The sequence below is a fragment of the Xanthobacter aminoxidans genome, assembly GCF_043193615.1.
Taxonomy (GTDB): domain Bacteria; phylum Pseudomonadota; class Alphaproteobacteria; order Rhizobiales; family Xanthobacteraceae; genus Xanthobacter; species Xanthobacter aminoxidans.
Genome location: NZ_JBAFUS010000002.1, coordinates 79,288 through 103,705, shown reverse-complemented (window position 1 = coordinate 103,705; position 24,418 = coordinate 79,288). Strand labels below are relative to the sequence as shown.

The window sequence follows — 24,418 nt, the reverse complement described above, 5'->3', positions numbered from 1 at the left end:
TTGACCTGAATGCGCCTCAAGAGCGCGATCTTCGTCTCCGCCCTCATCCGCCGCTGCCAGGTGGAGGGGTGCTATGCGACCCTGGTGCGCAAGGGCGCGGAAGAGGCCGGCGCCATCTTCGTGAAGGTGGCCCGCCTCGACGGCACCGCCGCGCTCTACGGCCCCGCGCCGCAGTCCGCCTTCGATGAATCCTTCCCGGCGGACCGCAAGTTCTCGGTGCTGGTCGCTCCCGGCAGCCCGGAGGCGGACGCCGATGCCCGCATCGCCCGCGAGCTGAAGTTCGACCCGGACATCTTCGTGCTGGAGATCGAGGACCGCCAGGGGCGGCACTTTCTGGATCTGGTGGAGTAGCGGCGCCCCTCCCCCTGCCCTCCCCTCCCGCTCAGCGCTCCGTCAGCTTCAGCTCGATGCGGCGGTTGCGGGCGCGGGCCTCGTCGGAGGTGCCGGTGTCGAGGGGCTGGTACTCGCCGAAGCCGGCGGCGATGAGGTGGTTGGGGCTCACCCCCTTGGCGATGAGATACTGCACCACCGCGATGGCGCGCGCCGCCGAAAGCTCCCAGTTGGAGGGGAACTGGGCGTTCGAGATGGGTCGGTTGTCGGTGTGGCCATCGATGCGCAGCGCCCAGGAGATATCCGGCGGGATGGCCTTTTCGAGGTCGAGGATGGCGCCCGCCAGCTTGTCGAGGGAGGCGATGGCCTCCGGCTTCATCACCGCCGAGCCGGGATCGAAGAACACTTCCGACTGGAACACGAACCGGTCGCCCACCACGCGGATGTCCGGCCGGTTGCCGAGTATGTCGCGCAGGCGGCCGAAGAACTCGGAGCGGAAGCGGGTGAGTTCCTGCACCCGCTGGGCCAGCGCCACGTTGAGCCGGCGCCCGAGGTCGGTGATCTTGGACTGGCTCTCGGCGTCGCGCTTCTCGGAGATGTTGAGCGCCTCTTCCAGCGCCGCCATCTGCCGACGCAGGGCCGCGATCTGCTGGTTGAGCAGCTCGATCTGCGCGGCGGCGCGGGCGGCCACGTCCTTCTGCAGATCGAGTTCGCGGGACAAGGCGTTGGCGCGGCCGGTGTCGGAGGGGGCCGGCACGGCGACGGCCTGACCGCGCAGCTTGTCGCGCTCGCTTTCGCTGGCCTCCAGCGAGGCGCGCACGGAGGCCAGCTCGCTCTCGGAGGACTGGCTGTTCGCGCGCTCCAGCGACAGCAGGTCGGTGAGCTGGCGGATCTGCGCCTGAAGGCGCTGCATCACGTCATCCTTGCCCGCCATCTCCTGCGTCAGGAAGAACTGGGTGAGGATGAACACCGACAACAGGAAGGTGAAGACGAGGAGCAGCGTGGACAAAGCGTCCACGAAGCCGGGCCAGTAGTCGATGTGGCGGTCGCGCCCGCGCCGGCCGAGGGCCATGGGTTCTGCCTCCGCTCAGTTGCGCCGCGGACCGGCGTCGTCCTCGACCTTGGAGAGCAGGCGCCGCATCTGCTCCTGCTGCGCCTGCTGCTGCTCGATCATCTGCTTCAGCAGCGCCTGCTCGGAACGCATGTGGGTGACGAGGCCCTGAAGGCTCTCGGCAAGCTGCGCCAGCGCCGTGGTGACGCGCTGGGAGCCCGCCTCCGTCATGGTCTTCTCCAGCCGCCCCATGGCCGAGACCAAAGGATCGAGGTCCAGCACCGGCGGCGGCAGCGCCAGCGGCGCGGCGGCGGCAACCTGTGCCGGAGCGGGGGCGGCGGGCACGCGGGGCGCGGCCTCACGGTCGGCGGCGAGCGCCCGGTCGCGCGGGCCGTCGTCGAGATCGCGCACGGTGGTGGATAGCCAGTCCTCGAGGTCCGTATAGAAGCGGTTCTGCGCCTGGCCCGCCTGAAGGTCGAGGAAGCCCAGCACCAGCGAGCCGGAAAGGCCGAACAGCGAGGAGGAGAAGGCCGTACCCATGCCGCCGAGGGGGGCTGCGAGGCCGCTCTTCATGTCCTCGAAGATGGAGCCCACGTCCGGCCCCACCTGCAGCGCGCCGATGACCGAGCCGATGGAGGAGACGGTCTCCAGGAGGCCCCAGAAGGTGCCGAGCAGGCCGAGGAACACGAGCAGGCCGGTGAGGTAGCGCCCCATGTCCCGGCTCTCATCGAGGCGCGTGCCGATGGAATCGAGGATGGAGCGCATGGTGGCCTGCGAGATGGTCATGCGCCCCAGCCGCTCGCCCAGCAGCGCGGCCATGGGCGCCAGCAGCGTGGGCGGACGCGACACCGCGAGGCCGGGATCGGCGAGGCGGAAGGAATTCACCCAATCCACCTCCGGGAACAGGCGGGACACCTGCCGGAGCGCGAGGATGATGCCCACGGCGAGCACGCCGAAGATGACGCCGTTGAGCCCCGGATTGTTGAGGAAGGCGGCGACGATCTGCCGGTGCAGCACCGCCGCCAGCGCCGCGCACAGGGCCAGGAACACCAGCATCCGCACCAGGAAGATGCGGGGCGAGGACAGCTTGATGAACGGATCGACGACGCGCGCCATGGTTCTCCCCGAGCGAGTGTGTCCCTCGAACGCTGAAGGGCCCCCTTGAAGGCCGCCGCGCGGGCGGCCCCGGACGGGGGCGTCGGCCGGAGAATCAGGCCCGGCCTCTGGCAAGCGCCGGCGCCGACTATGGCACAGGGACACCGCGCGGCGAAACAGTCGCGACCTTCCGGAACACCAGCGAAAGGTTGTTCGCCGGCATTTCCTCCACCCGAGCCAGAGCGAGGCCGTGCTTCGCCGCCTCCACTGCCACCTCGGCGAGGTGCCGCAGGCCGAAGCGCGGGTCCTGACGCCTCAGGTCCGCATCGAAGGCGACGTTGCTCGGCGCCGTCTCCACCCCGTCGCGCACATAGGCGCCATAGGTGAAGAGGATGCCGTCCGCCGGCAGGCGGGCGCCGGCGCCGCGCATCAGCCCCACCGTCGCCTCCCACGGGCTGATGTGGATCATGTTGATGCACACGACGGCATCCACCTTCCCCACCGGCCAGTCTTCCCCCGCCGCATCGAGGGCGAGGGGCGCGCGCACGTTGGCAAGGCCCTCGGCGGCGGTCCAGGCGGCGATGGAGGCACGGGCGGCGGGCGAGGGATCCGACGGCTGGAAGAGGAGATGCGGCGCGCGGCGGGCGAAATGCACCACATGCTCGCCGGTGCCGCTGGCGATCTCCAGCACGGTGCCCGCGCGCGGCAGCAGCGGCAGCAGCAGGTCGCCGATGGGGCCGCGGTTCTTGAGCGTCGCGGGCGCCGAGCGGCGGGCGTCGAGGTCGGGTTCAGTCACGGATATCTCCGGCAAGGATCGTTCACGCGATCTTGGCCCGCCCGGCGCGGCGGCTCAACCGGATTGCGGCGGACGCTCCCCGCCCGCGACGGGGCAGCCGGAGCCGTTCCCCGGACAAGCGACACCGCAGGTGGAGCGCCGATCCGGGGTCCAGCGCAGAATTTCCGCGCAGCGGGCAAGACCTGAACGGTGGGTTTCAGAAGCGCCTGCGGCGGTCCGTTGCGCTGGGCCCGGCTCTCCTTCCATTGCGCTGCCGCTCCGTTGCAGTCGGCCGGGGCGCGAGGGTGGTATGGGCGCGGGGGCTTGCGGATGGGGGAGAAGGTGGCAAGCTGGGGCGGTGCAACTTTGCGAGCGCGGCTCGCAGGGCTCCGATCAATTCACGGACAGGGACAGACAGCGCACGACTTATTAGCGCTAATCGGGGCCAATTAACCGCACCCTAATACAGAGCGCGAAACAAAAATTACGCCCTTGTTATACTTCAAATCCGCCTCACCACGATGGCCAGCACACAACAATTGCATTATATCATATATATCAATATACCAAAATGTGGCAATGCAATCTTTAATACCAGCCCGAACAACCATTCCAGACAAACTTGATCGGCTCATATTGTAAACCGGACTTCCACTTAAACCTACTAAATCCTTTATTTCTGGATTTGTAACATTTGCTCGCGCGCAACGCAGCGTGAAGTCGTGACTAGATTCTGGAAAATCAACACCATGGATCAGAACGTAAACCGGCCGCATTGCATCATTTGAGAAAAAACTATTTGCCTTCAGAGATCCGTAGATCGACAATGCATCTCCAAACTGACTACGAGAAACTGTATTTACATCTATTATGTATAAATTATCAGAAAAAAATGAAAGCCCCGCAGTATTGCTCAACTCCAAAATTGCAACATCTAAAATTTCGGAATCGACAGCATCTGCTTGCGGACTAGATGCAGAAATGACAGAATCAACCCCTGCCAACCATCGCCCGCCGCGCTTATTAGCTATCGCGACCTGAATCCACTCAAAGTCTTTGAGGACATGTCGACACGTTATTGCGTAACATTTTTTATCGAAATATACTACAAAAATAGTTCCACCGTAGGTAGAGAAGGGAAACTCCGGGTACCCAGTATCAAAAAAAACATTTCTTACAGATTTTCGGAAATCTTGCCTTATCAATAAACCTGATTGAAGCCTTTGAAAATCAGACATAGTTCAATGCATCCGATAAACCAATCGTAGTTTAAAAAAACGTGTTCAACAATGAGCGAGATGATGGAAGGGGCGCATTTTAAAGTCACCCCCTCGCATCCCTCACCTCACCGCGAAAACTTCTTGTACTGAATCCGCTTCGGGATCACCGAATCCGTGCCCAGGCGGCGCTTCTTGTCTTCCTCGTAGTCCGCGAAGTTGCCTTCGAACCATTCCACGTGGCTGTCGCCCTCGAAGGCGAGCATGTGGGTGGCGATGCGGTCCAGGAAGAAGCGGTCATGGGAGATGATGACGGCGCAGCCGGCGTAATCCTCCAGCGCCTCTTCAAGCGCGCGCAGGGTGTCCACGTCGAGGTCGTTGGTGGGCTCGTCGAGCAGCAGCACGTTGCCGCCGCGCTGGAGCACCTTGGCGAGGTGGACGCGGTTGCGCTCACCGCCGGAGAGCATGCCCACCTTCTTCTGCTGGTCGCCGCCCTTGAAGTTGAAGGCCGCGCAATAGGCGCGCGAGGGGATCTCCTTCTTGCCGACGTAGATCACCTCGTTGCCGTCGGAGATTTCCTCCCACACGGTCTTCTTGTCATCGAGCGCGTCGCGGCTCTGGTCCACATAGCCGAGCTTGACCGAGTCGCCGATCTCGATGGAGCCGCCGTCCGGCTTCTCCTGCCCCGTGATCATGCGGAACAGCGTGGTCTTGCCCGCGCCGTTCGGTCCGATGACGCCGACGATGCCGCCGGGCGGCAGCTTGAAGGAGAGATCGTCGATCAGCATCTTCTCGCCGAACGACTTGCTGAGATGGTCGAAGGCGATGACGTTCTGCCCCAGGCGCTCGGCCACGGGGATGACAATCTGGGTGGCGGAGGGCTGGCGCTCGGACGCGCGCTGCAGCAGCTCCTCGTAGCGCTGGATACGTGCCTTGTTCTTGGCCTGGCGCGCCTTGGGCGAGGCGCCGATCCACTCCTGCTCGCGGGAGAGCGCGCGCTGGCGGGCCTCGTCCTCGCGGCCCTCCTGCTGGAGGCGCTTCTGCTTCTGGCCGAGCCAGGAGGAGTAGTTGCCTTCGTAGGGAATGCCGCGGCCGCGATCCAGCTCCAGGATCCAGCCGGTGACGTTGTCGAGGAAGTAGCGATCATGGGTGACGATCAGGATCGCGCCCGGATAGGTGCGCAGGTGCCCTTCCAGCCAGTTCACCGTCTCGGCGTCGAGATGGTTGGTGGGCTCGTCGAGCAGCAGCAGCTCCGGCTGCTCCAGCAGCAGGCGGCAGAGCGCGACGCGGCGGCGCTCACCGCCCGACAGGCGCGTCACCTCCCAGTCGTCCGGCGGGCAGCCGAGCGCGTTCATGGCCTGCTCCACCTTCGAATCGAGATCCCAGAGGCCCTGCGCCTCGATCTCGTCCTGAAGCTGGGTCATCTCGTCCGCGGTCTCGTCCGAGTAGTTCATGGCGAGTTCGTTGTAGCGCTCCAGAATGGCCTTCTGCTTGGCCACCCCGTCCTCAACGTTCTGCCGCACGTTCTTGGTGGGATCTAGCGCCGGCTCCTGCGGCAGGTAGCCCACGCGCACACCCTCGGCCGGACGCGCCTCGCCGGTGAAATCCTTGTCGATGCCGGCCATGATGCGCAGCAGGGTGGACTTGCCCGCGCCGTTGTTGCCGAGCACGCCGATCTTGGCGTCCGGGTAGAAAGAGAGGTGCACGTTGTCGAGCACCTTCTTGCCGCCGGCATAGGTCTTGGTCATGCCGTGCATGTGGTAGGCGTACTGATAGGGGGCCATGGGCCGCCGTCTCCTGAAAAGGGGTGCGGGAAAGTTGGCGCCGTTCTAGCCTCGCAGGCGAGGCGCGGCAAGGTTCGCAGCGTGTTTCGCGAGACGAATGCCGCCGACGCGCTCTGGAGGAAAAGATGGGTTCCGACCACCACCACCACAAGGACTGGCGCACCGACGGCGTGCAGGTGATCCCCGGCGACCGCCTCGATCCCAATACCGCCCAGACCCCCGGCATGAACCGCGCCACCGCCATCAACCGCGCCCGCGCCGGGGCCGAGAAGATCTGGGCCGGCACCGTCCACATCCACCCCGACGCCAAGACCGGCGCCCACCACCACGGCGATCTCGAAAGCGTCATCTACGTGGTCAAGGGCCGCGCCCGCATGCGCTGGGGCGAGAATCTGGAGTTCGTAGCCGAGGCAGGTCCCGGCGACTTCATCTTCGTGCCGCCCTTCGTGCCCCACCAGGAAATCAACGCCTCCGCCGACGAGACGCTGGAATGCGTGCTGGTGCGCTCCGGCCAGGACCCGGTGGTGGTGAATCTCGACATCGAGCCGGTCGAGAAGCCGGAAGCGGTGAAGTGGATCGACCCGATCCATCGCGAGTGAGGGGTATTGCGGCCTTGCGCTGCAAGGCTTTGCGGGGGCGCTGCGGCCAAGCCATCCACAGGCCGGCGGAGAAAGAATGCAAAGGGGTGTTGCATTCGCCGCCGGCATTTTCTATAGAACCGCACCTGCCGCCGACACACTGTCTCGCCGGCAAATGGATGCGGGTGTAGCTCAGGGGTAGAGCACAACCTTGCCAAGGTTGGGGTCGAGGGTTCGAATCCCTTCGCCCGCTCCAGTTTCTCTCAAGAAAATCAGATGGTTGGCAGACGCCTTTTGGGGCGTTTTCTGCTTCCATTGACATTGGCCGTGCACCGTGGAAGCGGAATGGAAGCAGCGCGGTCGGCCTGAGCCCCGCGCAGCTCGCCCCTGCCTTCGTCACCAGCCGGCCGTTCGCGACCTCCAACATCATCGGCGCCACCACCCTCGCGCAGCTGGAGGAAGATCTCGGCGCGCTCGACGTGACCCTGACGCCCTGCACCAGTTGCACGGAACCCCCGCGCCCTGAACGGCCCCCACCGCCGGCCCGGCAAAGGCCGGCGGCGCCTCTGGCCCGACTTGCGCGATATTTTCCATTAAATTTATAGACAAACTTATTTGTGATCGTAGAGTAGCCGGCACCGATTGGCCGGCACCCGTTTCCAACGCGAGTCACCGGCCGGTCTCCGCCCTTCGGGAGAGACGCCATGGCCCCGCGCCAGCTGCACCTGAACGTCAACACCCTCAATGCCGGCTTCTACAGCTCGGCCTGGCGTGCGCCGTCGTCCGATCCCGGCGCCTATGCCGACATCGCCCATTATGTGAAGGTCGCCCAGATCGCCGAGCGCGGCACCTTCGACGCCATCTTCCTCGCCGACGTGCCGGCCTTCTCCGACCGGCCGGACCTGCGCCCCTTCCAGGCGCTGGAGCCGACCATCGTGCTGGCGCACGTCGCCGCCGCCACCGAGCATCTGGGCCTGATCGGCACCGCCTCCACCAGCTTCAACGACCCCTACAATCTCGCCCGCCGCTTCGCCTCCCTCGACATCGCCAGCAACGGCCGGGTGGGCTGGAATATCGTCACCACCGCCGACGCCTCAGCCGCGCGCAATTTCGGCACCGACGAGCTTGAGGCCCACGCCAATCGCTACGAGCGCGCCGACGAGTTCGCCGACGTGGTGACAGCCCTGTGGGACAGCTGGGAGGACGACGCCTTCGTCGGCGACAAGGCGTCCGGCCACTTCATCGACACCGCCAAGGTCCACCCCATCGAGCATCGCGGCCGGCACTTCTCGGTGCGCGGGCCGCTCAACGTGCCGCGCTCGGTGCAGGGCCGGCCGGTTCTGGTGCAGGCGGGCGGATCGACGGACGGCATCCGCCTCGCCGCGCGACATGCGGAAGCCATCTTCTCCGTCGCCCACACGCTGGAGGAGGCGCTCGCCTTCGCCGGTTCGGTCCGCACCCAGGCCCACACCTTCGGCCGCCGCGGCGACGACATCGTCATCCTGCCCGGCCTCGCCACCATCATCGGCTCCACCGAGGCTGAGGCGCGCCGCCGCGAGGAGGAGCTGTGGGCGCTCACCCCCGGCGACTACGGGCTGCGCCGCGTCGCCGGCATTCTCAAGGTGGACCCCTCCTCCCTCGATCTCGATGGCCCGCTGCCTGAGGTGGCGCGCCCGGTGGACGGGATGCAGACCTTCTTCGACGCTCTGGTGGGCGCGGCGGATCGCGAGAAGCTGACCGTGCGCCAACTCATCCGCCGCTTCGGCGGCTCCACCGGCCACCGGGTCATCGTCGGCACGCCGGAGGCCATCGCCGACGACATCGAGGCCTGGTTCACCGCCGGCGCCGTGGACGGCTTCAACCTGATGCCGGACGTGCTGCCCGAGGGTCTCGAAGTCTTCGTCGACCATGTGGTGCCGCTGCTGCGCCAACGCGGGCTGTTCCGCACCCATTATTCCGGCCGGACGCTGCGGGAGCATTTCGGCCTGCCCCGCCCCGCCAGCCGCTTCGCCCCCGGCACGGCGGTCTCCGCACCGCGCGTCGCCGTCGGCGGCTGAGCTGCCCTTCATCCCGAGGATCCATCCGTCCATGAGCCAGATCGAAGACGCCTGGGGCGCCGGCCCCACCGACCGGTACGAAGAACTCGCCAGCCGGTTCCGCCCCATCTTCCGCGACATCCGCGACAGCGCGGTGGAGCGCGAGCAGACCCACCGCCTGCCCCGCGCCGAGATCGCTGCCCTGAAGGAGGCCGGCTTCACCACCCTGCGCCTGCCCAAGGACGAAGGCGGCTTCGGCGCCACGTTGCCCGAGCTGTTCAACCTGCTCATCGAGCTGTCGGAGGCCGACAGCAACGTCACCAATGCGCTCCGCGCCCATTTCGGCTTCACCGAGGAGGTGCTGAACTCGCCCTTCAAGGACTATCGCGACCGCTGGGTGAAACGCATCGCGGCCAGGGAGACCTCGGGCAGCGGCTTCACCGAGGGGGCGGACAATGCGGTCGGCCACTTCAACACCCGCATCGTGCGCGACGGCGACCGGCTGCGCCTCGACGGGCATAAATTCTATACCACCGGCTCCCTCTTCGCCGACTGGATCAATCTCGGAGCCGAGGATGAGGAGGGCAACTTCATCCTCGCGCAGGTGCCCACCGGCGCGCCGGGCGTGAGCATCGTCGACGACTGGGACGGCTTCGGCCAGCAGCTCACCGCCTCGGGCACCGCGAAGTTCGACAACGTCACCCTCTCCGACGACCTCATCAACCCACAGCGGAAGCGCTTCCGCTATTCGGTCGCCTTCTACCAGCTCGTCCACCTCGCCACCCTCGCCGGCATCGGCCGGGCAGCGGCGGGCGACGTGGCGCGGCTCGTCTCGGTGCGCAAGCGCGTGTTCAGCCATGGCAATGCCGACCGTGCGGGCGCCGATCCGCAGATCCTCCAGATCGTCGGCAAGGTGCGCGCCAGCGCCTACGGGGCCGGCGCGGTGGTGCTCAAGGCGGCCGAGGCGCTCCAGCGGGCCTATGACACCCGCGAGCGGGAGACCTCCGAGGGACAAGACAACTCGGGGCAGGACCTTTCGGTGGCAGTGGCGGACCTCGAGGTGAACCAGGGCGTCACGGTGGTGACCTCCCTCATCCTCGATGCCACCTCCCATCTGTTCGACGCGCTGGGCGCCTCCTCGGCGCGGCGCGGGGTGGGCCTCGACCGCCATTGGCGCAACGCCCGCACCCTCTCCTCCCACAATCCGCGCGTCTACCGCGAGCGCATCGTCGGCGACTTCGCGGTGAACGGCACCTGGCCCCCCGGCCCCTACCGCGTCGGCGACGGCATCGCCAAGGCCGGCTGACCGCTCCTCCTCCTTCACTGGACAAGACCCATGACCACGCCCGCCACCCCCGACATCAATGCCCTCGCCCGTCTTGCCGCGCAGGCTCAGGCCGACCTCTCCCGCATCGGCGAGACCGGCACGGACTGGGTGCCTGAGGCCGAGGGCATCGAGCACAATGTGGTGGTGGTGGGCGCCGGCCAGAGCGGCCTTGCCGCCGCCTTCGGCCTCCGGCGCGCCGGCATTGGCCGCGTGAGCCTCGTCGATGCCGCCCCGGCAGGCCAAGAGGGTATTTGGCGCGGCCCCGCGCGCATGACCATCCTGCGCACCCCCAAGGTGCCACCGGGCCCGGAACTAGGGTTGCCGAGCCTGTCGTTCCAAGCCTGGTACGAGGCGGCCTATGGAGTCGAGGCCTATGCCGCGCTGCCGACCGTGCCGCGCGAGATCTGGGCGGACTATGTGGCGTGGTTCCGCTCGGCGTCCGCCGTCGAGGTGCGCGATGGCGTCACCCTGACGCGGGTGGAGCCGCAGGAGGGGCGGCGAGAGGAAGGGGGGCTGCGGCTCCACTTCACGGCGGAGGGGAAGACCTTCACCGAGACCACCCGCAAGCTGGTGCTCGCCACCGGCATCGCCGGGTCGGGCGGACCGTTCATTCCCGATGTGGTGGCGGACCTACCCGGCAAGCTGTTCGCCCACACCCACGCCTTCGACCCGAAGGCCCTCGCCGGCCGGCGCGTCGCCATCCTCGGCTCGGCGGCCTCCGCCTTCGATGCGGCAGGTGCGCTGCTGGAGGCCGGCGCGGGGGCGGTGGACCTGTTCTCGCGCGGCGCGGACCTCGCCCGGGGCTCCGCCATGAAGCCGTTCGGCTTCTTCGGCGCCTGGGAGCATTTCCACGCACTGCCCGATGCCGACCGCTGGGCGGTGATGGCCCATTTCCGCCGCCGCGCCTCCTTCCCGCCACCGGCGGCGGTGAAGCGGGCGGTGGCCCATGCCAACTTCCGCATCCACCTCGACGCCGGCTGGCGCGCGGTGGAGCCGCACGGGGACGGCGTGCGCATCACCCTCAATTCGGGTGCCGTCTTCGACGCCGACTTCATCCTGCTCGGCACCGGCTATCAGGCCGACGCACGGCTCTACCCGCCCTTCGCCGATTTCGCTCCCGCGATCGCTCGATGGTCGGACAAGGTGGCGGTCGAGCCCGAAGACGCCGCGCTCGCCAGCGCGCCCTATCTCGGCCCCGCTTTCGAGCTGGTGGAGACGGAGAAGGGCGCCGCGCCCTTCCTCGCAGATATTCACTTCCTCGCCTTCTCGGCCATGACCAGCACCGGCCGCCCGGTGGGCGACATCGCGAGCCTGCGCCACAACATTCCCCGCGCGGTGGCCGCCATCGGCCGCGACCTGTTCGTCGCCGACCGCGCCAAGCACCTCGCCCGCTTCCTCGCGCCGGTCGGCACCGACGACCTGCCGCACGACCTCTATGCCGGCGCCATCGACGCCGGCGACACGCTGGCGGCCGCCGAATGAGCCGCCGCCTGCCCACAACCCTTCGCTCCGGAAAGCCGAGATGACCGTTCAACCGCCTCCGCCCAGCTTCGGCGCTTCCGGCGCCAGCCAGACGCCCGCATCCGCGGCGCTGGATCTGGTGGACCTCAGCCCGCGCTCCGGGCAGACCCCGGCCCGCTCGCGCTTCGGCAAGACGGCACGCTTCGCCTCCCGCGCGCTGGTGCCGGCGCTGCTTCTCGCAGTGTGGCAGGCAAGCTCCAACCTCGGCTTCGTCGCCCCGGAGGTGCTGCCCTCCCCCGCCGAGATCATCGCCGCCTATGCCGAATTGATCCGCACCGGCGAACTCCAGTCCGCCATTCCCGCCTCCCTTGCCCGCGCGCTGACGGGGCTGGCGCTGGGGGCGAGCGTCGGGCTGGTGCTGGGCCTCTTCGCCGGCCTGTGGCGCGTGGGCGAGGAACTGTTCGACGCGCCGCTGCAGATGCTGCGCACCATTCCGTTCATCGCGATGATCCCGCTGTTCATCATCTGGTTCGGCATCGGCGAGCAGGCGAAGATCGCGCTCATCTTCGGCGCCACCATCTTCCCGGTCTATCTCAACACCTACTCCGGCGTGCGCGGGGTGGACCAGAAGCTGATCGAGGCGGCGCGGGTGTTCGGCCTCTCCCACGGACGCATCGCCACCCGCGTCATCATCCCAACCGCTTTGCCGTCCATCCTCGTCGGGCTGCGGTTCGCGGCCGGCGTGTCGCTGCTGGCGCTGGTGGCGGCGGAGCAGATCAACGCGCGCTCGGGCATCGGCTTCATCCTCATCAACGCCAACCAGAACCAGCGCACCGACATCATCATCGCCGGCATCATCGTCTACGCCCTGCTCGGCATCGTCATCGACCTCGTGATGCGTTTGGTGGAACGCCTCGCACTGCCCTGGAGGCCCAGCCTTGTCCTTGCATAGCTCTTCTCCCGCTCCCGCCGAAGCCATCGCCCTCGCCGGCCTCGACCTCGCCGCGCCGCCCGCGCCTGTCCAGCCGGTGGCCGTGCGCCTCGAAGGCGTGCGCCGGGTGTTCGGCTCCCGCGCGGTGCTGGACGGCATCGACCTCGAGGTCCGACGCGGCGAGTTCGTCTCCTTGCTCGGTCCCTCCGGCACCGGCAAGACGACGCTCCTGCGCATCCTCGCCGGGCTCGACCGGGCCGATGGCGGGCGCGTGGAAGTCGCCTCCGCCCGCTCCGTTGTATTCCAGGAGCCGCGGCTCGTGCCGGCCAAGCGCGTCTGGCAGAACGTGGTGCTCGGCCATGTGCAGAACCGCGTCACCCGCAGCCTCGCCGCCGCCGCGCTGCAGGAGGTGGGCCTGGGCCGTCACGTGGACGTGTGGCCCAAGACGCTGTCCGGCGGTGAGGCGCAGCGGGTGGCGCTCGCCCGCGCTCTGGCCGGTGAGCCCAACCTGCTGCTGCTGGACGAGCCCTTCGCCGCGCTCGATGCGCTCACCCGCATCCGCATGCATGATCTCGTCGCCCAGCTCTGGCGGCGCCACCTGCCGGCGGTGGTGCTCGTGACCCACGACGTGGACGAAGCCATCCTCATGTCCGACCGGGTGATCGTCCTGTCCGGCGGCGGCATCCGCTTCGATGCCCGCTCGCCGCTGGAGCGTCCCCGCAAGCGCGGCGATGCCGGCTTTGCCGCGCTGCGCGCCCGACTCCTCGCCGAGCTGGGCGTCGCCTCCCCCGAGGCCGGCGGCCACGCCTGTGCCCTTCCCCAGTTTCAGAGTTGGAGCCATTCCCAGTGACCTCTTCCCTGCGTCCCACCCGCCGCCATCTGTTTGCCGCCGGCGCCGCCTTCGCCGCCTTCCTTGCCGCCTCCGCCGCGTCCGCCGAGGAGCGCGTGAAGCTGCTGATCGGCTACCAGGACCTCACCGTGCCCTCCACCGTCACCGCTTCGAAGGTACTCGAGGGCGCGCCCTATGACGTGGAATGGGTGATCCTGCCCGGCCCGGCGGCGCAGCTCTCGGCGCTCTATTCCAAGAACATCGATGTGGGCCACATGGGCGACACCTCGCTCATCATCGAGCAGGGCAAGGCCAAGGACGAGTGGGTGGAGGGCAATCCTCCGCTGCAGATCATCGCCGGCTGGCGCGCCAATGATGGCAAGTATCCGCCCATCGTCACAGTGGTGCGCACGGATGCGAAGATCGACACGCTGGCTGACCTGCGCGGCAAGAAGTGGTCGTACAATTTCGGCGGCTTCAACTATCTGCAATACGTGCTCACCGGCCTAAAGGCCGGGCTCACGCCGAAGGATTACGAGGCGGTGCAGCTCGGCGATCAGAACGCCAGCGCCGCCGCCTTCAATTCCGGCCGGGTGGACGCCTTTTCCGGCTCCATCGCGCCCGTGGGTGAATCCATCGAAAAGGGCACGGCCCGCGTCCTCATCACCAGCGACGAGCTGGAGATCCCCGCCCTCAACGTCTTCACCGCCCGCGGCGACGTGCTGAAGGATCCGGCCAAGCGCGCCGCCTTGGCCGATTTCCTTGCCCGCGTGCGCACCCACTGGACCTGGTATGCCGACCATCTCGACGAGGTGCAGAAGCTCTACGAGGAGAAGGTGAAGCAGACCCCAGCGCGGGCGAAGCTCACCACCCTCTACCAAAAGGCCACCTTCCAGCCCCTCGACGACAAGCTGGTCGCCCGCGAGCAGAAGATCGCCGACATCCTCACCGAAGCCGGCGGCATCCCCAAGAAGATCAACGTGAACGTTGAGTTCTACCGCGGCTTCAATTCCTCCACCGTCGGCGGAAACTGAGCGGCGCGGAACGGGAGACGACACATGGCAGCCTCTCCTCCGCCCGCCGTCAGCCGGCTCTCGCGGCGAACCCTTCTGGCCGCCACCGGCGCGCTCCTCCTCCCCGGCCTTGGTGCCGGTCGGGCGGGGGCGGCGGATGCCAGCCTCAAGGTCGGCTATCAGGACTCGACCCTGCCCGAGCTTGCCCAGGCGTCGGGGGTGTTCGAGGGGGCGCCCTACAAGGTGGAATGGGTGGTGCTGCCCGGCCCCGCCGCGCAGCTTACCGCCGCCTATTCGAAGGCCATCGACCTCGCCCACCTCGGCGACACCTCGCTCATCATCGAGCAGGGCAAGTCCGCCGATGGCTGGGCGGGTGGCCCGCCGCTTCAGATCATCGCCGGCTGGCGCAATCTCGATGCGCGCTATCCGCGCATCGTCACCGCCGTGCGCAGCCGCACCGGTGCGAAGACGGCGGCCGAGCTGAAGGGCCTCAAATGGGGCTTCAATTTCGGCGGCCTCAATTACGTGCAGTATCTCCTCGCCCGCCGGGCGGGCGGCCTCACCACCGCCGACGTCGACCCCATCCAGTTCGGCGACGGCAATGCCGCCGCCACCGCCTTCAATGCCGACAATGTGGACGTCTATTCCGGCCTCGGCGCGCTGGTGGGCGAGGCGGTGGAGAAGGGACAGGCGCGCATCGTTCTCACCAGCGACGACCTCGACATTCCCGCGCTCGGCGTGTTCGCCGCCCGCACGGACGCCATCGCCGATCCCGGCGGCCGCGCCGTGCTGCTAGATTTCGTCGGCCGGCTGGCACGCTATTTCGCCTGGTATGCCGACAATCTCGACACGGCCGAGCGCATCTATATCGACAGGGTGAAGCAGAGCCCGGCGCGCGCCCGCTATTACGTGGAGTTCGGCAAGGCGCGGCTGCGCCCCATCGATGCCGAACTGATCCGCCGCGAGCAGAAGATCGCCGATGCGCTGCTGGAGGCCGGCGCCATTCCCCGCGCCATCGATGTCTCGCCCGAGTTCAACACCACCTTCAACGCCGCCGTGAACTGAACGGCGCCGGAGGGACCATGAACGTCTCCGTCAGCCCGAAGGGGGCCGCGGTGCGCGCCGACGTCACCGCCGCCGTGGTGGAGGCGACCCAGCGCATCCGCTTCGACGACATCCCCGCGCGCACCATCGCCACCGCCAAGCGCGTGCTGCTCGATACGCTGGCGGTCGCCTGGGCGGCGGCGGATGCGGCCGGCGTCAATGCGGCGCGGGCGCTCGCGCTGCGCGGCGCGCCGGGCCATGCCAGCCTGTGGGGCGAGGGTGAGACGCGGCGGGAGCCCTCCGCCGCCGCCTTCTACAACGGCACGCTCGCGGCGGCGCTCGATTTCGACAGCCTCGCCGGATTCGTCCATGCGGACATCATCGTGGCGCCCGCCGCGCTCGCCGTCGCAGAGCAGCAGCGGCGCAACGGGCGCGAGCTTCTCGCCGCCCTCACCCTTGGCAACGAACTGGTGGTGCGGCTGGCGGCGGCGACGCGCACCAACCGGGGCTTCTTCCACACCTCCATCGCCGGCGTGTTCGGCGCCGCGCTCGCCGCCGCCCGCCTGCGCGGGCTGGATGCCGACCGCACCCACAATGCCCTCGGCATCGCCTTGTGCCACGCAGGCGGGACCCAGCAGAGCCACGTGGAGCAGCGCCTCACCAAGCGCCTGCAATCGGCCTTCGCCGCGCGCGACGGCATCATTTCCGCCGATCTCGCCGCCCTCGGCACCACCGGCCCGCGCGCCGCTTTCGAGGGGCCGTTCGGCCTGTTCGCCTTGTTTGAGGAGGGGCGGCCGGAAGAGGTGCTGGATGGCCTCGGCCGGCGCTTCCTCGCGGAAGAGACCGCGCTCAAGCGCTTTCCCGCCTGCGGCTGCAGCCATGCGGCGCTCGCCGCGGCACTGGAGATCGTCGCCCACCACGGCATTGCCGGCGCGGATGTGGCGCGGGGCGAGATCGTGCTCACGCCCTACATGGCGCGCCTCGTCGGCGGCGCCTTCGCGCCCGAGGCCAATCCGCAGGTGACGGGCCAGTTCAACGTGCGCTACGGCGTCGCCGCTGTCCTCGCGCGCGGCGGCTTCGGCCTTGCCGACATCGAGCCGGCGCGGCGGTGCTCGACCCCGCTATCCGGCCGCTGGTGGAGCGCCTGTCCGTGCGGGTGGACGAGAGCCGCACCGGCACCTTCGCTCCGGCGGACGTCACCATCGAGACCCACGACGGCCGCCGCCTCTCCCATCGCGTGGAAGCCGTGCCCGGCAGCCCCGAGGCGCCGCGGGGCGAGGACGAGATCAACGCCAAGCTGGTTGCCGCGTTCGGCTACGGCCGCAACGCGCTGCCGGCCGCACGCATCGAGGCGTTGGTGCAGCGCATCCACCGCCTGGAGGGGGTGGATGATAGTTCCACCCTCTTCGACCAGGTGCTGTGAGTGGCGACCCTTTTCAAGTCACTTCGCACGAGGCCTCCATGGCGCATGATTTCAAGGACCGGGTCATCTGGATCACCGGCGCGGGCGGCGCCCTCGGCCGGGCCAGTGCCGAGACACTGGCCGCGCAGGGCGCGACCGTCATCGCCTCCGGCCGGCGGGCGGAGACGCTGCCTTCCGGCGATCGCATCATCCCGCTGGCCGTGGACATCACCGATGCCGCCGCCGTCGAGGCCGCCGGGGCCGAAATCGCCAGGCGTTTCGGCCGGCTGGACGGGGTGGTGACCTCCACCAACCTGCCCGTCTTCGGCGACTTCCTGAAACTCGACGACGCCGACTGGCTGAAGGTGATCGACGCCAAGTTGCTGGGCACCGTGCGCGTGGTGCGCGCGGCGCTGCCGCATCTCATCGCCTCCGGCAAGGGCAGCGTGGTGGTGCTGAGCGGGCGCGGGGGCATCGAGCCCTCGCCGCAGCATCTGCCAGGCTCCAGCGTGAATGCGGCGCTGATCCTGCTGGTGCGGGGCCTCGGCACGGTCTACGGGCCACAGGGCGTGCGGGTGAATGCCGTGTCGCCCGGCCCCATCAAGTCGCCCCGGCTCGACGCGCTGAACGCCGCCGGCAAGGGGGCGCCGCCCGACACTGCCCTTCCCGGTCCGGGCCTTCCCACCGACGTCGCCGACGCGGTGGCGTTCCTGCTGTCCGACGAGGCGCGCTACATCACCGGCTCGAACCTGTTCGTGGACGGCGGCGGGCGCGCCCTTGCCTGATCCCCTTGCAAAGCAGAAGGCCGCCGGATCGTGATCCGGCGGCCTTCTAGCGTCAGGGATAGACCTTGAACGCGATGGTGTCGTCGCGCTCGATCTGGTGGATCAGGTCGATCTCCCAGTCCAGATACCTGCGGAAGGCGGCATGGCGGTCGCCGGCCTCCTGATAGGGCGAGCGCCAGACGTCATCGGCGGCATGGAGCAGAGCCCTCTCGCCGGTCTCCAGCGGGAGGCCGATGGCCTTCCAGGCCGCCGTTCCGCCTTCCAGCACCGAGACCTGCCGTCCGGACCCTGCCAGCTCCGCCGCCGCCAGCGCCGCGAGCTTGCCATCCGCCGAGGTGAGCACAAGCGGGCGTGGCGGCAGCGTGTCCAGACCCTCCGGCAGGCGGGCGCGGACGGCGAAGCGGGCGCCGGGAATGTGACCGGCCGCATAGGCCAGACTCGTGTCGAGATCGAGCACCACCACCGCGTCCTTGGCAATGAGCCGCTCGAGCCCCGCCACCTGCGTCACCGCGACCGTGGGTGCGCGGCCGAGCAGCACCTGCGGCTCCGGCCCCTGTTCCAGCCGATCCGCCGCATCGAGGCCGAGCACATAAACATCGCCGACCCCGAGTTGAATCAGCCAGGAGGCGGTGATGGCGGCGCGCACGCCGTCGGCGTCGTCCACCAGCACGATGCGGGCGTTGCGGGTGCCGACCCAGCGGTCGGTGGCCTGCACCAGCTGGCCGCCTTCCGCCCAGAGCGATCCCGGCAGGTGGCCAGCCTCGTATTCGGCGCGGGTGCGCACATCCAGCACATAGAGGGTGCGCGCATCGCGCTCCGCCTCGAAGCGGGCAAGGCCCTCGCGGTCCAGCGTGCGGATGCCGAATCGCCGGGTGAGGCGGGCGACGCTGGCGCGCGCCTTCTCCAGCTCGGCGGGACCTGGGGCGGGCACTTCGGCGCGGTCGCCATGGGCGAGGTCGTAGCCCTCGAACAGCCAGGCCATGGTGCCGTTCTCCAGCGCCACCACGGTGTTGGGAATGCCGGCATTGATGAGCGCCTGCGCGCCGATGATGGAGCGGGTGCGGCCCGCGCAGTTCACCACCACCAGCGTCTCATCGGAGGGCACGAGCCCATGGACGCGGAACGGCAACTCCGCGTTGGGCACCGCATGGGCTCCGGGAATGTGGAAATTCTCGAACTCCTGGAAGGTGCGTCCGTCGAGGATCACGATGTCCTCGCCACGATCGAGCCGCTCCTTGACCTCGCGGGCCGGCAGGCGGGGCGTGCCATAGGCGTGCTCCACGAATTCGCCGAACGCCTTGGAGAGCACGTTGGAGCCGGTATAGGCGATGCCGCCCGCCCGCTCCCAGGCAGAGACGCCACCATCCAGCACGGACACGTCGGAATAGCCGAGTTCGGACAGCCGGCGGGCCGCGCGGGTGGCAAGGTCGCCGGCGCCGCCGTCCGTCACCACCACCGGGGCGCCGAAGCGCGGCAGGAGGGCGGCGGCGCGCAGCTCGATCTGGCTCAAAGGCAGTGGAACGGACTGGAGGATGTGGCCGTCGCGGGAGCGCACGCCCTCCTCGCGGGCATCCACCAGCGCGACTTCTCCGCCGCCAGCCAGACGGTTTCGCAGGTCCTCGACGGTGATGAGTTGGTAGTGCTCCGCCGGTGCGGCGGGCGGGATCTGGAGCGCGGCGGTCGCGGTCATGGGCGGTCTCCGGGAAGGGGTGGGCAGCCATCCTCCCTGTCTTTCTCCATAAATTCAATTGAATTTATTGACTAACATAAGAGGTGTTGATTTTCTGCGCTCACGCCGCCCGAACGGAACCGGAAACCGACCCATGACGCAGACGCCCGCCCCGGACAGCACCGGCCCCGCCGCCGGTTCAAAGAAGGAAATCCGCGTCAACGCCTTCGCCATGGCGACGCCGGTGCATCACTCGCCCGGCCTGTGGCGGCATCCGGAAGACCGCTCGCTCGACTACACGACGCTCGGCTACTGGACCGACCTTGCCCGCACGCTGGAGGACGGCGGCTTCGACGCGCTGTTCGTCGCCGACAGCATGGCCTCCAACGATGTCTATGGCGGCTCCTACCATGCGGCGCTGAAGGTGGGCGCACAGATCCCCAAGCTGGACCCCATCGTGGCGGTGTCGGCCATGGCCCGGGTGACGCGGCATCTCGGCTTCGGCATCACCAGCAATGCGCTCTACGAGCCGCCCTACCCCTTCGCCCGCCGCATGTCGACGCTGGACCACCTCACCAAGGGGCGCATCGGCTGGAACATCGTCACCGGCCACACCAGCTCAGGCTCCCGCGCCGTGGGCGAGAAGGCGCTGACGCCCCACGACGCGCGCTATGACATCGCCGACGAATATCTCGATGCCGTCTACGCCCTTTGGGAAGGCAGTTGGGATGACGACGCGGCGGTGCGCGACCGAGCGAACCGCGTTTTCGCCGACCCGGCGAAGGTGCGCCCCATCGTCCATCGCGGCCAGCATTTCCAGGTGGAGGGGATCCACCTCTCCGAGCCGTCTCCCCAGCGCACGCCGGTGCTGTTCCAGGCCGGCGCTTCCACCCGCGGCCGGGCCTTTGCCGCACGCCACGCCGAATGCATCTTCGTGAGCGGGCCGACGCCAAATGTCATCGCCCCGGTGGTGGCCGACACCCGCGCCCGTGCCGCGGCGCTGGGGCGCGACCCGAAGGAAATCCTGTTCTTCTCCATGGCCACCACCATCGTCGGCGCCACCGAAGAGGAGGCGCGGGAGAAGCTGGAGAGCTACCGCCGCTTCCTCAATCCTGAGGCCGCGCTGATCCTGTTCTCGGGCTGGACCGGCATCGACTTCTCCAAGCACGACCTCGACGCCCCCATCCGCTTCGACGACCGCTCGCAGGGCCTCGTCTCGGCGCTCGAAGCCTTCTCCATCGCCGATCCCAACCGGGTGTGGACGGTGCGGGAACTGGCCGAGCACAACGCCATCGGCGGGCGAGGCCCGGTCTTCATCGGCTCGGCCGCCCAGGTGGCGGACCAGATCGAGGCCTGGGTGGAGGCCACCGACGTGGACGGCCTCAATCTCAGCTACGCGGTGACGCCCGGCGGCTATGCGGATTTCGGCGCGCTGGTGGTGCCCGAGCTGCGCCGGCGCGGCCGCTGCTGCGCCTCATCGCCGGGCTTGAGCGGCCGGATGCCGGCAGCATCCTCATCGGCGGTGCGGCGGTGTCGGGGCCGGGCCTTGATCGCGGCGTGGTGTTCCAGGACTATTCGCTCTTTCCCTGGCTCACAGCAGGCGAGAACCTCGTCTTCGCCCTGGAGCAGGCCTTCCCAGACCGCCGCCGGCGGGACCACGTGGAGGACGCACGCGCGCAGCTCGGCCGCGTCCACCTGGAAGGCGCCTTCGACAAGCTGCCCTCGCAATTGTCCGGCGGCATGCGCCAGCGCGTGGCCATCGCCCGCGCCTTCGCCACCGATCCGCCCCTGCTGCTCATGGACGAGCCCTTCGGCGCCCTGGACGCGGTGACGCGGGCGCATCTGCAGGAACATCTCCTCGCCCTGTGGCAGACCCCGTCGGGCGCGGCGAAGACGGTGTTCTTTGTCACCCACGATGTGGACGAGGCGATCCTGCTCGCGAGCACTGTGGTGGTCCTCGGCGCCAATCCCGGACGGATCCGCGGCGTGTTCGATATCGACGTGGCGCGCCCCCGCTCGCGTCAGTCCATCCAGTCGAGCCCGCGCTACCTCGCACTGCGAGCCGCCATGGTCGATCTTCTCTACGAGAGAAGCGACGATGCGGGCGATGCCGGCACCCCTCAATAGCCCCTAATCCGACGAGACACGGACATGACGGACACGCCCCAGACCAATTCCTCGCCGCTTTCGGTGCTGACCGCATGGCTGCGTCGGCCGTGGGTGGACATCGCCGCCACCTCGGTATCTCTGCTGTGCCTGCTACATTGCATCGTCCCGCCTTTGCTCATCCTCCTGTTTCCGCTTCTCGCTTATGAGATCGAGCTGCCGGAATACATTCACGTCGTGCTGCTGGCGGCGGCCATCCCCCTCAGCCTCATCGCCTTGCGACAGGGCCTGAAGGATCATGGCAAGGTATTGCTCGTGGTGCTCGGCGTGCTCGGCCAAGGTATTGTGGCCTTCGGTGTCCTGAGCGAATCCGTGCCAGTGCTCGAAACCGGCCTGACCGTCATCGGCGTGAGCATTGTCGCGCTGGTACACCTGCTGAACTGGCATATCCGCCGCCGCAAGAACGCACTAAACTGATGGGCTGGGTTCCCCCTCCGGCCAGCGTCGTAGATGTCTGCGCAGCGCTTTCGCGGCGCTTGCAGGGGAGGAGCACATGCCGATGTTCATGTCCTCGCGATCGACCTGGCCAAGCGGAGCTTCCAGGTTTGCGGCACGGATCGGGGCGGGGCGGTTCTGTTCAACCGGACGGTGTCCTGCGCCAAACTGATCCAGCTATTGACTGCGCAATCGCCCTGCATCGTGGCGATGATCCTCCCCCGTTTTGGTGGACACCCATGTTAGCTTTTATGAGCTTCACAGGAGTGTTCGATGGGCTCACGGCGTCGGGTGTTTCCAGGGGCGTTCAAGCGGGAGGCGGTTGAGCGGGTGGCCTCCAGCGGCCTTTTCACCTCACAGGTGGCGCAGGAACTGGGGCCGCACGAGACGGTGCTGCGCCGGTGGGTGAGAGACCTCGCCCCCCAGGCGACGGAGCCGGCGCGGCACCCGATCCCGCAGGCGGCGGCCCCGTCGCCGGTAGACCTGGCTGCCGAGAACGCCCGGCTCAGGCGGGAGAACGAACGCCTACGGATGGAGCGCGACATCTCGAAAAAAGGGCCTTGCTCATCTTCGGAGCGGCCTCCCGATGAAGTTCGGGTTCGACGACGAGCATCGCGCTGTGTGGCCGGTCCGTGTGATGTGCGCGGCCTTGGGGCTGTCCGCCAGCGGCCATTGTGCTTGGCGTGCCCGTCCGGAGAGCTTGCGCGCACAGGCTAACCGGGCGCTCACCGATGACATCCGGCTGATCCACGCGGAGAGCAGCGGGACCTATGGTGCCCCCCGGATCCATGCAGTGCTGCGAGGGCATGGTCGGCGCGTGGGCCGTTCCCGGATCGAGCGGCTGATGCGCCGCGCCGGCACCCAGATCTACTTCTGCGATCCTCAGAGTCCGTGGCAGCATGGCACCAATGAGAACACGAATGGATTGCTGCGCCAGTACTTTCCAAAGGGTACGGATCTGAGCGCACACAGTGCAGAAACGATCGCCGCCGTTCCGGCAACCCTCAACGCAAGGCCCCAAAAAGCCCTCGGCTGGAAGAGCCCAGCCGAAGCACTTGACCAGTGATTAGAATAGGATGGAACACAACTGTTGCGTCGACCGATTGAATCCGCCCAATATGCTGCCGAGGCCTACCGCGGGGCGCTTGCTACCGCGAGCATCACCCCATCCATGAGCCGCAGGGGCGATTGCTGGGACAATGCCCCCATGGAGAGCTTCTTCCACACGCTGAAAACCGAGCGGGTCCATCATCGACTCTATGCCACGAACGCCGAGGCAAGACGGGACCTGCTCGGATAGATTGAGGGCTTCTACAATTCCCGCCGCCTGCACTCCGCGCTCGGCTACATCAGCCCGGCCCAGATGGAACGCAGAGCGGCATAACCCCGTCCACTTTTTCGGGGGAAGATCACCCGCGAATTCCTCGCTGACGGCTGGCGGGTGCGGCGCTGTGCGGCAAGGTTAAGCGGGCGCGCCGCGGCCGAGCCTCATATCAATGACTGACGGGCGGCCACCGGACGCCTTCTTTCGGAGCGACTGACACAATGGACCGACTAACTGCTCTGAAAGTGTTCAAAACAGCTGCTCAGCTGGAGAGTTTCGCCGAAGCAGGCCGGCGCCTAGGCCTGTCGCCCGCTGCGATCAGCAAGAACATCTCCGAGCTGGAAGACCATCTTAAAGCGCGCCTGTTCAACCGCACGACCCGGCGCCTCAGCCTGACCGAGGCCGGCACCGCATACTTTGACCGCATCTCGCCGCTTCTGGATGGTCTGGAAGAAGCCGATGAGATGGTTGGCGCGTTGAACACCTCGCCGACAGGTGTTCTGCGTGTGACCGCGCCCCAATCTCTCACGCTCCATTGTCTTGGCCGGCTACCCGCTCGGTTGTTGCAGACCTATCCTGGGTTATCGATGCGGCTCGACCTGGACGATGGCAAGACCAACATCGTTGAAGAGGGCTACGACCTTGCCATACGCGGCAGCAGCCAGCTTGAGGACTCCAGTCTGATGGCGCGAAAGCTGATGGACCTGCCGCATGTCGTCTGCGCGGCTCCGACCTATCTCGAAGCCTGTGGGGCGCCCGGCCGGCCGGAAGATCTAAGGCGACACGAGTGTCTCACCTATGTGTTGTCGGATCATGCGGCGGAATGGCGTTTCAGTAGGGCCGGAGAAAGTATCGGCGTGGCCGTGCCCGGTCGCTTCTTCACGAATTCCAGCCTGGCGGTTCGGGACGCAGCCCTCGGAGGGCTCGGCATCGCCCTCCTGCCACGCCTTTATGTCGACAGGGATCTAAAAGAAGACCGTCTGCGGATCGTCCTCGACGATTGGATGCTCCCCGCTGCATCCGTTTATGCAATTTATCCGTCACGACACCACATTGCGCCCAAGCTTCGGGCGATCCTCGATGTCGTAGCGGAAGAATTGGCGGCGCGCACCGAGGACAAAACCTTTTTCTGAGTTTTGTGCGGCGCGTTAGCGTGGCGGAGCGCC

At 67.7% G+C, this 24,418-nt stretch carries 21 protein-coding genes, 1 tRNA gene and 4 pseudogenes; 20 read left to right on the top strand and 6 right to left on the bottom strand.

Annotation, left to right across the window (positions count from 1 at the left end; translation table 11 throughout):
- Positions 1-9 precede the first annotated feature (9 nt).
- Entirely contained in the window at positions 10-351 is a 342-nt protein-coding gene (locus V5F74_RS09460) for a DUF1491 family protein (protein WP_029555194.1), read from the top strand.
- Positions 352-382: 31 nt separating this feature from the next.
- Here the strand turns inward: V5F74_RS09460 and V5F74_RS09455 are convergent, their stop codons facing one another.
- The 5 genes from V5F74_RS09455 to ettA form a co-directional block, all read right to left on the bottom strand.
- Positions 383-1,402, bottom strand: coding sequence for a peptidoglycan -binding protein (locus tag V5F74_RS09455; protein WP_394007631.1), 1,020 nt, complete (start codon positions 1,400-1,402; stop codon positions 383-385).
- A gap of 15 nt (positions 1,403-1,417) precedes the next feature.
- Positions 1,418-2,497 (bottom strand): flagellar motor protein MotA, encoded by a 1,080-nt coding sequence (locus V5F74_RS09450; protein WP_394007630.1) that lies wholly within the window; start codon positions 2,495-2,497, stop codon positions 1,418-1,420.
- Positions 2,498-2,624: 127 nt separating this feature from the next.
- Positions 2,625-3,272 (bottom strand): DUF938 domain-containing protein, encoded by a 648-nt coding sequence (locus tag V5F74_RS09445; protein ID WP_394007628.1) that lies wholly within the window; start codon positions 3,270-3,272, stop codon positions 2,625-2,627.
- A gap of 428 nt (positions 3,273-3,700) precedes the next feature.
- On the bottom strand, positions 3,701-4,489 hold the full coding sequence (locus V5F74_RS09440; protein ID WP_394007626.1) for a hypothetical protein: 789 nt from the start codon (positions 4,487-4,489) through the stop codon (positions 3,701-3,703).
- Positions 4,490-4,596: 107 nt separating this feature from the next.
- Positions 4,597-6,252: an energy-dependent translational throttle protein EttA gene (gene ettA / locus V5F74_RS09435; protein WP_029555198.1), complete on the bottom strand. Its 1,656-nt coding sequence runs from the start codon at positions 6,250-6,252 to the stop codon at positions 4,597-4,599.
- A 125-nt stretch (positions 6,253-6,377) separates the two neighbouring features.
- On the opposite strand from ettA, the gene V5F74_RS09430 reads away from it, so the two are divergent.
- The 11 genes from V5F74_RS09430 to V5F74_RS09380 all read left to right on the top strand — a co-directional run bounded on the left by V5F74_RS09430 (position 6,378) and on the right by V5F74_RS09380 (position 17,658).
- Positions 6,378-6,851, top strand: a complete 474-nt coding sequence (locus V5F74_RS09430; protein ID WP_024277789.1) for a cupin domain-containing protein — start codon at positions 6,378-6,380, stop codon at positions 6,849-6,851.
- A 160-nt stretch (positions 6,852-7,011) separates the two neighbouring features.
- Positions 7,012-7,086 (top strand) — tRNA-Gly (locus V5F74_RS09425).
- A 448-nt stretch (positions 7,087-7,534) separates the two neighbouring features.
- Positions 7,535-8,887, top strand: a complete 1,353-nt coding sequence (locus tag V5F74_RS09420; RefSeq protein ID WP_029557414.1) for an LLM class flavin-dependent oxidoreductase — start codon at positions 7,535-7,537, stop codon at positions 8,885-8,887.
- 31 nt (positions 8,888-8,918) lie between these two features.
- Complete coding sequence (locus V5F74_RS09415) at positions 8,919-10,172, top strand: acyl-CoA dehydrogenase family protein (RefSeq protein WP_029557413.1); 1,254 nt, start codon at positions 8,919-8,921, stop codon at positions 10,170-10,172.
- Positions 10,173-10,202: 30 nt separating this feature from the next.
- The gene (locus V5F74_RS09410) at positions 10,203-11,675 is read left to right on the top strand and encodes an FAD-dependent oxidoreductase (RefSeq protein ID WP_394007623.1); all 1,473 of its coding nucleotides are present in this window, start codon (positions 10,203-10,205) and stop codon (positions 11,673-11,675) included.
- A 40-nt stretch (positions 11,676-11,715) separates the two neighbouring features.
- Positions 11,716-12,606 (top strand): ABC transporter permease, encoded by an 891-nt coding sequence (locus V5F74_RS09405; protein ID WP_081837620.1) that lies wholly within the window; start codon positions 11,716-11,718, stop codon positions 12,604-12,606.
- Positions 12,599-13,435, top strand: a complete 837-nt coding sequence (locus V5F74_RS09400) for an ABC transporter ATP-binding protein (protein WP_156026460.1) — start codon at positions 12,599-12,601, stop codon at positions 13,433-13,435. The genes V5F74_RS09405 and V5F74_RS09400 overlap by 8 nt, the downstream gene beginning before the upstream one ends.
- Complete coding sequence (locus V5F74_RS09395; RefSeq protein WP_197022993.1) at positions 13,432-14,448, top strand: PhnD/SsuA/transferrin family substrate-binding protein; 1,017 nt, start codon at positions 13,432-13,434, stop codon at positions 14,446-14,448. Before V5F74_RS09400 ends, V5F74_RS09395 begins: the two co-directional genes overlap by 4 nt.
- Positions 14,449-14,472: 24 nt before the next feature.
- Entirely contained in the window at positions 14,473-15,492 is a 1,020-nt protein-coding gene (locus V5F74_RS09390; RefSeq protein ID WP_029557408.1) for a type 2 periplasmic-binding domain-containing protein, read from the top strand.
- A 17-nt stretch (positions 15,493-15,509) separates the two neighbouring features.
- A complete protein-coding gene (locus V5F74_RS09385; protein ID WP_394007620.1) occupies positions 15,510-16,943 on the top strand; it encodes an MmgE/PrpD family protein in 1,434 nt (477 codons plus the stop codon).
- Positions 16,933-17,658 carry an SDR family NAD(P)-dependent oxidoreductase gene (locus V5F74_RS09380; protein ID WP_051679076.1) on the top strand — a complete coding sequence of 242 codons (726 nt, stop codon included), beginning with the start codon at positions 16,933-16,935 and terminating at the stop codon, positions 17,656-17,658. Before V5F74_RS09385 ends, V5F74_RS09380 begins: the two co-directional genes overlap by 11 nt.
- A 52-nt stretch (positions 17,659-17,710) precedes the next feature.
- On the opposite strand, the gene V5F74_RS09375 is transcribed toward V5F74_RS09380, so the two are convergent.
- Positions 17,711-19,348: a rhodanese-like domain-containing protein gene (locus V5F74_RS09375; protein ID WP_051679074.1), complete on the bottom strand. Its 1,638-nt coding sequence runs from the start codon at positions 19,346-19,348 to the stop codon at positions 17,711-17,713.
- A 133-nt stretch (positions 19,349-19,481) separates the two neighbouring features.
- On the opposite strand from V5F74_RS09375, the pseudogene V5F74_RS09370 reads away from it, so the two are divergent.
- The 8 genes and pseudogenes from V5F74_RS09370 to V5F74_RS09335 all read left to right on the top strand — a co-directional run.
- A pseudogene (locus V5F74_RS09370) lies at positions 19,482-20,783 on the top strand (LLM class flavin-dependent oxidoreductase); the annotation flags it as partial.
- Positions 20,681-21,079 (top strand): annotated as a pseudogene (locus tag V5F74_RS09365) (ATP-binding cassette domain-containing protein); the annotation flags it as partial. The pseudogenes V5F74_RS09370 and V5F74_RS09365, both read left to right, overlap by 103 nt.
- Positions 21,080-21,454 (top strand): hypothetical protein, encoded by a 375-nt coding sequence (locus V5F74_RS09360; protein WP_394008941.1) that lies wholly within the window; start codon positions 21,080-21,082, stop codon positions 21,452-21,454. It begins immediately after the preceding pseudogene.
- A gap of 24 nt (positions 21,455-21,478) precedes the next feature.
- The gene (locus V5F74_RS09355; protein ID WP_051679069.1) at positions 21,479-21,910 is read left to right on the top strand and encodes a MerC domain-containing protein; all 432 of its coding nucleotides are present in this window, start codon (positions 21,479-21,481) and stop codon (positions 21,908-21,910) included.
- Positions 21,911-22,201: 291 nt separating this feature from the next.
- On the top strand, positions 22,202-22,645 hold the full coding sequence (locus V5F74_RS09350) for a transposase (RefSeq protein ID WP_449361627.1): 444 nt from the start codon (positions 22,202-22,204) through the stop codon (positions 22,643-22,645).
- 31 nt (positions 22,646-22,676) lie between these two features.
- Positions 22,677-22,994 (top strand): annotated as a pseudogene (locus V5F74_RS09345) (IS30 family transposase); the annotation flags it as partial.
- 45 nt (positions 22,995-23,039) lie between these two features.
- Positions 23,040-23,312, top strand: a pseudogene (locus tag V5F74_RS09340) (integrase core domain-containing protein); the annotation flags it as partial.
- A gap of 161 nt (positions 23,313-23,473) precedes the next feature.
- A complete protein-coding gene (locus tag V5F74_RS09335) occupies positions 23,474-24,385 on the top strand; it encodes a LysR family transcriptional regulator (protein WP_250168022.1) in 912 nt (303 codons plus the stop codon).
- The last annotated feature ends 33 nt before the right edge of the window (positions 24,386-24,418 follow it).

Coding starts and splice junctions, on each gene's coding strand:
- V5F74_RS09410 (WP_394007623.1), top strand. CDS start 10,203: ATGACCACGCCCGCCACCCCCGACATCAATGCCCTCGCCCGTCTTGCC.
- V5F74_RS09440 (WP_394007626.1), bottom strand. CDS start 4,489: ATGTCTGATTTTCAAAGGCTTCAATCAGGTTTATTGATAAGGCAAGAT.
- V5F74_RS09460 (WP_029555194.1), top strand. CDS start 10: ATGCGCCTCAAGAGCGCGATCTTCGTCTCCGCCCTCATCCGCCGCTGC.
- V5F74_RS09390 (WP_029557408.1), top strand. CDS start 14,473: ATGGCAGCCTCTCCTCCGCCCGCCGTCAGCCGGCTCTCGCGGCGAACC.
- V5F74_RS09420 (WP_029557414.1), top strand. CDS start 7,535: ATGGCCCCGCGCCAGCTGCACCTGAACGTCAACACCCTCAATGCCGGC.
- V5F74_RS09355 (WP_051679069.1), top strand. CDS start 21,479: ATGACGGACACGCCCCAGACCAATTCCTCGCCGCTTTCGGTGCTGACC.
- ettA (WP_029555198.1), bottom strand. CDS start 6,252: ATGGCCCCCTATCAGTACGCCTACCACATGCACGGCATGACCAAGACC.
- V5F74_RS09405 (WP_081837620.1), top strand. CDS start 11,716: ATGACCGTTCAACCGCCTCCGCCCAGCTTCGGCGCTTCCGGCGCCAGC.
- V5F74_RS09335 (WP_250168022.1), top strand. CDS start 23,474: ATGGACCGACTAACTGCTCTGAAAGTGTTCAAAACAGCTGCTCAGCTG.
- V5F74_RS09455 (WP_394007631.1), bottom strand. CDS start 1,402: ATGGCCCTCGGCCGGCGCGGGCGCGACCGCCACATCGACTACTGGCCC.
- V5F74_RS09375 (WP_051679074.1), bottom strand. CDS start 19,348: ATGACCGCGACCGCCGCGCTCCAGATCCCGCCCGCCGCACCGGCGGAG.
- V5F74_RS09415 (WP_029557413.1), top strand. CDS start 8,919: ATGAGCCAGATCGAAGACGCCTGGGGCGCCGGCCCCACCGACCGGTAC.
- V5F74_RS09385 (WP_394007620.1), top strand. CDS start 15,510: ATGAACGTCTCCGTCAGCCCGAAGGGGGCCGCGGTGCGCGCCGACGTC.
- V5F74_RS09430 (WP_024277789.1), top strand. CDS start 6,378: ATGGGTTCCGACCACCACCACCACAAGGACTGGCGCACCGACGGCGTG.
- V5F74_RS09450 (WP_394007630.1), bottom strand. CDS start 2,497: ATGGCGCGCGTCGTCGATCCGTTCATCAAGCTGTCCTCGCCCCGCATC.
- V5F74_RS09380 (WP_051679076.1), top strand. CDS start 16,933: ATGGCGCATGATTTCAAGGACCGGGTCATCTGGATCACCGGCGCGGGC.
- V5F74_RS09350 (WP_449361627.1), top strand. CDS start 22,202: ATGGGCTCACGGCGTCGGGTGTTTCCAGGGGCGTTCAAGCGGGAGGCG.